The sequence below is a fragment of the Stenotrophomonas sp. UBA7606 genome (assembly GCF_002477705.1).
Taxonomy (GTDB): Bacteria; Pseudomonadota; Gammaproteobacteria; order Xanthomonadales; family Xanthomonadaceae; genus Stenotrophomonas.
Genome location: NZ_DLJW01000028.1, coordinates 49,280 through 54,519, shown reverse-complemented (window position 1 = coordinate 54,519; position 5,240 = coordinate 49,280). Strand labels below are relative to the sequence as shown.

The following is a 5,240-nucleotide window of genomic DNA, read 5'->3' as shown; positions in this document are numbered from 1 at the left end:
TGCCGGACTGGTCGCTGCCGCAGGGCATCTGCCACGCCGTGTTCGCCTCCCGCCGCGGCCTGCTGCCGGCGGTGCGCGTGTTCATCGACTTCCTGGCCGAGCACCTGCCGCCGCAGCTGGAAGCCTCGCGGCTGGATTGCGGTGGTGCCTGCGAACGCGCCAAGGAAAAGATCCGTGCTTCCACCGCAGGCGCGCTGGCGATCGAGGCCGGTTGAGCAAAAAACGGGCGGGCATGCGAGAATGCGCGCCCCGATCCGCATGCCGGAGCGCGGGACCTGATCAATGGACAGATGGCCGAGCGGTTTAAGGCACCGGTCTTGAAAACCGGCGAAGGGTCAAACCTTCCGTGGGTTCGAATCCCACTCTGTCCGCCAAGCTTCCCGAGAGCCGCTGCCTGCAGCGGCTTTTTGCTGTCCGTCGTATTCGCTGCCGCCGGGCGCCATCGCTGGCCTGGGTGGCACCCGTGCGGCGCGGGATTTTTGTCTGGCGATTGTCCTGGTCTGTCCTGCGTCTTGCAGCTGCGCGTCAGCAAATGTCTATTCATGTGACGTGCGTGGTGATGCCGCATGTACTATTGCCGGTGGCGGCCATGTGCCGCCAGCCCTCTTTTCACCGGGAGGGCCTCTGCGCTGCGAGCCCAAACTCCAGTGCGCCGGCCGCCGTGGCCCAAAACATGGCGCGAGACGCCCGCAAGGCTCGTCGTGAACCGGCTCTTGGGTGCCGGTGCCTCCCGCGTGCCGCCCAGACCCGCCTGGAAAGGCGGCAGGCCGATGGCGGGGCTGACATCGCCCGCAGGGAAGTGGATCGGTAGAATGCGCCGTTCCGGGCGGGGGGCTGCGCACCCGGGGATTCGAGCGAAAGCCGCGGCAACACCCGTCACACGTTCGCGTTGGATCTCATGGATTTACGAAAGCTCATCCTGGTGCTCACCTTCCTCGGAGCACTGGTGCCGTTCGCCAATACGTTCTATGCAAGCTATACGGTCCAGCGCCAGCAGCTGATGGACGCGACGCTGGACAGCAACTACGCGTATGCGAGCAAGCTGGCCAAGAGCACGGAGGATTTCCTCCAGGCCTCGCAGTTGCAGCTGGCATACACCGCTCAGCTGCTGGCAACGCAGATGGACGACGTGGGCCGCCTGGGCGGCGAGGCCACGCGGCTGCGGATGATGAGCAAGAGCTTCAACTCGATCACGATCTTCGATGCCACCGGCAAGGTGCTGGCCACGTCGCCTGAGGCGCTCGGGCTGCAGGGCAGGGTGTTGAACAGCGAAGCGGTGAAGGCGGCGCTGCGCGAGAAGCGGCCGCTGATCAGCGCACCGTACCAGTCGGCGACCGGCAACTTCATCGTCTTCATCAATCATCCGATCGTGTCCCCGGCCGGGCAGTACCTGGGCGCGGTGGGCGGCGCCATCTACCTGCAGAAGGAAAACATCCTGGACCGGCTGCTGGGCCAGCACTTCTACGTCGATGGTTCGTACCTGTTCGTGGTCGACCGGCAGAAACGCATCATCTATCACCCGGATCCCCAGCGGATCGGTGATTTCGTGGAGAACAACGCGGTGGTCGACCGCGTCGCCGCCGGCGAGTCCGGCAAGGGCGCTGCCGTCAACTCGCATGGCGTGAGCATGCTGGCCGGCTATGCGCCGGTGGCGTCGACCGGTTGGGGCATCGTCGCCCAGCGTCCGCAGGCGGCGACCCTGGCGCCGCTCACCGAGCTGATGCTGTCGACGCTGTACAAGGCATTGCCGGCGATGCTGCTCACCCTGGCATTCCTGCTCTGGAGCGCGCGCCTGATCTCGCGGCCGTTGCGCCTGCTCGCCGATGGTGCCCGCAAGATGGACGACCCGGCCTCGGCCGGGGACATCCGTTCGGTGAAGTCCTGGTACTTCGAATCGCGGGAGCTGAAGAAGGCGATGCTGATGGGCATCGATGCCATCCAGAAGAGCTTCTCCAAGCTGCGCGAGGACACCGCGACCGATCCGCTGACCCAGCTGGGCAATCGCCGGCGCATGGACGATGCGCTGAGGACCTTCGAGAGCCAGGCGAACACCTTCTCGGTGATTTCCCTGGACATCGATCACTTCAAGGCCGTCAACGACACCTACGGCCATGACGCCGGCGACGAGGCCCTGCGCTGCCTGGCGCAACGCATGCGTGAAGCCTGCCGTGCCTACGACGTGCCGCTGCGCGTGGGGGGCGAGGAGTTCCTGATCCTGCTGCCGTCCACCACGCTGGCAACCGCCACGCAGGTGGCCGAGCGCCTGCGCCGGGCGGTGGAGGAAATGAAGATTCCCAGGGTCGGTAGCATCACCGTCTCCCTGGGCGTGGCGAACTGGCCGCAGAGCAGCTTCGACATCGAGGCGGTGCTGAAGACCGCCGACGAGATGCTGTACGCCTCCAAGCGCGGTGGCAGGAACCGGGTTTCCGTGCGCCCGTCGGGCAGCGATGCCGCGCCCATGCGCGGTGCCTGAGCAGGGCGGGGCGGGTTCAGGCCCGGGATGGCTGCCCGTCGCGCGGCAGGCGGTGACGCCTTATCCTCTGCACCCATCCCCTGCGCTGATGCCTTGCCTTGACCGTTGCCACGATGTCCCCGACCGATTCCTCCCGCGATGACGAACACTGGATGCGCCACGCATTGGCCCTGGCCGATCGTGCACAACGGGAGTTCGACGAGATCCCGGTGGGGGCGGTGCTGGTCGGTGCGGACGGCGAACTGGTGGGCGAGGGATGGAACCTCAATATCGCCAGCCATGACCCGAGCGCGCATGCCGAGATCGTGGCGATGCGCGCGGCGGGCAAGCGGCTGGGCAACCACCGGTTGATCGGCAGCACCCTGTACGTGACGCTGGAGCCCTGCGCGATGTGTGCGATGGCGCTGGTGCACGCGCGGATCGCGCGGCTGGTGTTCGCCGCCGCCGACCCCAAGACCGGCGCCTGCGGCAGCGTGTTCGACCTGGTGGGTGACCCGCGCCACAACCACCGCGTGCAGGTGCACGGCGGGGTGCTGGCAGCCGATGCCAGCCTGCGGCTGACCAATTACTTCCGGGCCAAGCGCGGCCGGCCATTGCTGGGGCCCGGCGAGCTTTGACGCGGCCGGCCGGTGGTGCCGGCGTATCATGTGCGCTTCGTATTCCGGCCAGCGCACCCGTCGCCGGCCCCCAGCAAGAGGCATGACATGGCGGACAACAGTGCAGGCAATGACCGGTTGATCTGGATCGACCTGGAGATGACCGGGCTCGACACGGACAACGATTCGATCATCGAGATCGCCACGGTGGTCACCGACGCACAGCTCAACGTGCTGGCCGAAGGGCCGGAGTTCGCCATCTCGCATCCGCTGGCCACGCTGGAGGCCATGGACGAGTGGAACCGCAACCAGCACCAGCGCTCGGGCCTGTGGCAGCGGGTGCTGGACAGCACCACCTCGCTCGGCCAGGCCGAGGCACAGACCATCGTGTTCCTGCAGGAGTGGATCAAGGCCGGTGCATCGCCGATGTGCGGCAATTCGATCTGCCAGGACCGTCGCTTCCTGCATCGCCAGATGCCGCGCCTGGAGCGCTACTTCCACTACCGCAACCTGGACGTGTCCACCCTCAAGGAGCTGGCCAAGCGCTGGGCGCCGACCGTGGCCGGCGGCGTGACCAAGACCTCCAGCCATACCGCACTGAGCGACGTGCACGACTCCATCGCTGAACTGCGTCACTACCGCCAGTTCATGGGGGCCTTGGCCGGCCTGCCGACCGCGGACTGAGGCCATGAACGAGCTGGCGCTGCGCGTGCAGGACCATCCGCAGGACATGGCCGACCTGCAACGCGCGGTAGCCCTGCTGGAGGCGCCGACCCTGACCGCGCGGATGGCCAACGTGGTCGGCGCGCCGCTGGAGTTCGCGGTGCGCAAACTGCCCAATGCAGTGTCCTCGCGCATCCAGAGCGTCACCGAGGCGGCCTTGTACAAGGCCGCGCAGGCCGCGCTGCTGACCATGGACCGCACGCAGCCAGGCAAGCGTGCCTCGCCACGACTGCACAAGCTGGCGGCGGCCGCGTCCGGTGCCGTCGGTGGGGCGGGTGGCCTGATGACGCTGGCCATCGAGCTGCCGTTGTCGACGACCATCATCATGCGCGCGGTCGCCGACATCGCCCGCAGCGAAGGCTTCGACCTGAACGATTTCGCCACGCGCCAGGCATGCCTGGAGGTATTCGCGCTGGGCGGCAACAGTGGCAAGGACGATGCCAGCGAGACCGGCTACTACATGACCCGCGGCTTCACCACGGAGCTGATGCGGCATTTCTCGGCGGAGCTGGCCGGTAGCGCGGTCAAGGGTCACGGCCTGGGGTTGGGGATCGGGCCCAAGGAAGCCGGCAAGTGGCTGGCCAAGATCGTGGAGAAGGTCGCCGCACGGTTTGGCGTGGTGGTTTCGGAGAAGTTCGCCGCACAGGCCGTGCCGGTGATCGGCGCGGTGGCCGGCGCCACCTTGAACACCATGTTCGTGAGTTACTACCAGGGCATGGCACGCGGCCATTTCATCGTCAGGCGGCTGGAGAAGACCTACGGCTTCGAGCCGGTGCGCCTGGCATACCAGTCGCTGGCGGGGCACATGCAGGGGTGAGCCGTGCCGGCAGGGCCGGGAATGTGTCCTGGCCTGCGTGCCCTCTTTCCTGCAGGGCGAAGGGAGGTGGGGAAGGGGCTTCGCATCTCTTCGCCCGTCCAAAACAAAACCCCGCCTTGGCGGGGTTTTGTTCATGCAACCAACCGCTGGATCAGCTGTTGGCCTTGAGCTTGGCCAGGCGCAGCCAGGTGTCGACCACGGTGTCCGGGTTCAGCGACACCGACTCGATGCCTTCCTGCATCAGCCATTCGGCTAGGTCCGGGTGGTCGGACGGGCCCTGGCCGCAGATGCCGACGTACTTGCCCTTGGCGCGCGCGGTCTTGATGGCCATCGACAGCAGCTTCTTGACCGCCGGGTTACGTTCGTCGAACAGGTGCGCGACGATCGAGGAATCGCGGTCCAGGCCCAAGGTGAGCTGGGTCAGGTCGTTGGAGCCGATCGAGAAACCGTCGAAGATCTCCAGGAACTCATCGGCCAGCAGCGCGTTGGACGGCACTTCGCACATCATGATGATCTTCAGGCCGTTCTCGCCCTGCTTCAGACCATTTGCGGCGAGTACGTCCACCACCTTGCGGCCTTCTTCCAGGGTGCGCACGAACGGGATCATCACCCACAGGTTCTCCAGGCCCAT

5 protein-coding genes, 1 tRNA gene and 1 pseudogene are annotated in these 5,240 nt (G+C 66.5%); 6 read left to right on the top strand and 1 reads right to left on the bottom strand.

Translation table 11 applies throughout. The annotated features are described in order from the left end of the window. The 6 genes and pseudogenes from B2527_RS04585 to B2527_RS04560 form a co-directional block, all read left to right on the top strand. Positions 1-215: pseudogene (locus tag B2527_RS04585) on the top strand (LysR family transcriptional regulator); the annotation flags it as partial. 69 nt (positions 216-284) lie between these two features. Further along, a tRNA-Ser gene (locus B2527_RS04580) sits at positions 285-374 on the top strand. A 524-nt stretch (positions 375-898) separates the two neighbouring features. Beyond that, positions 899-2,473, top strand: coding sequence for a sensor domain-containing diguanylate cyclase (locus B2527_RS04575; RefSeq protein WP_293706353.1), 1,575 nt, complete (start codon positions 899-901; stop codon positions 2,471-2,473). A 113-nt stretch (positions 2,474-2,586) separates the two neighbouring features. Next, complete coding sequence (gene tadA / locus B2527_RS04570) at positions 2,587-3,090, top strand: tRNA adenosine(34) deaminase TadA (protein WP_414716993.1); 504 nt, start codon at positions 2,587-2,589, stop codon at positions 3,088-3,090. Positions 3,091-3,177: 87 nt separating this feature from the next. Continuing rightward, complete coding sequence (gene orn / locus B2527_RS04565; protein ID WP_132864136.1) at positions 3,178-3,753, top strand: oligoribonuclease; 576 nt, start codon at positions 3,178-3,180, stop codon at positions 3,751-3,753. Between the two features lie 4 nt (positions 3,754-3,757). Beyond that, positions 3,758-4,609: an EcsC family protein gene (locus B2527_RS04560; RefSeq protein ID WP_293706351.1), complete on the top strand. Its 852-nt coding sequence runs from the start codon at positions 3,758-3,760 to the stop codon at positions 4,607-4,609. A gap of 151 nt (positions 4,610-4,760) precedes the next feature. Here B2527_RS04560 and B2527_RS04555 read toward each other — a convergent pair. Beyond that, positions 4,761-5,240: putative PEP-binding protein (locus B2527_RS04555; RefSeq protein WP_343124738.1), on the bottom strand; the 480-nt coding region annotated here is incomplete at its 5' end.

What these genes read in the sequence shown, in the direction of transcription:
- B2527_RS04575 (WP_293706353.1), top strand. Translation starts at nt 899, where the DNA reads ATGGATTTACGAAAGCTCATCCTGGTGCTCACCTTCCTCGGAGCACTG.
- tadA (WP_414716993.1), top strand. Translation starts at nt 2,587, where the DNA reads ATGTCCCCGACCGATTCCTCCCGCGATGACGAACACTGGATGCGCCAC.
- orn (WP_132864136.1), top strand. Translation starts at nt 3,178, where the DNA reads ATGGCGGACAACAGTGCAGGCAATGACCGGTTGATCTGGATCGACCTG.
- B2527_RS04560 (WP_293706351.1), top strand. Translation starts at nt 3,758, where the DNA reads ATGAACGAGCTGGCGCTGCGCGTGCAGGACCATCCGCAGGACATGGCC.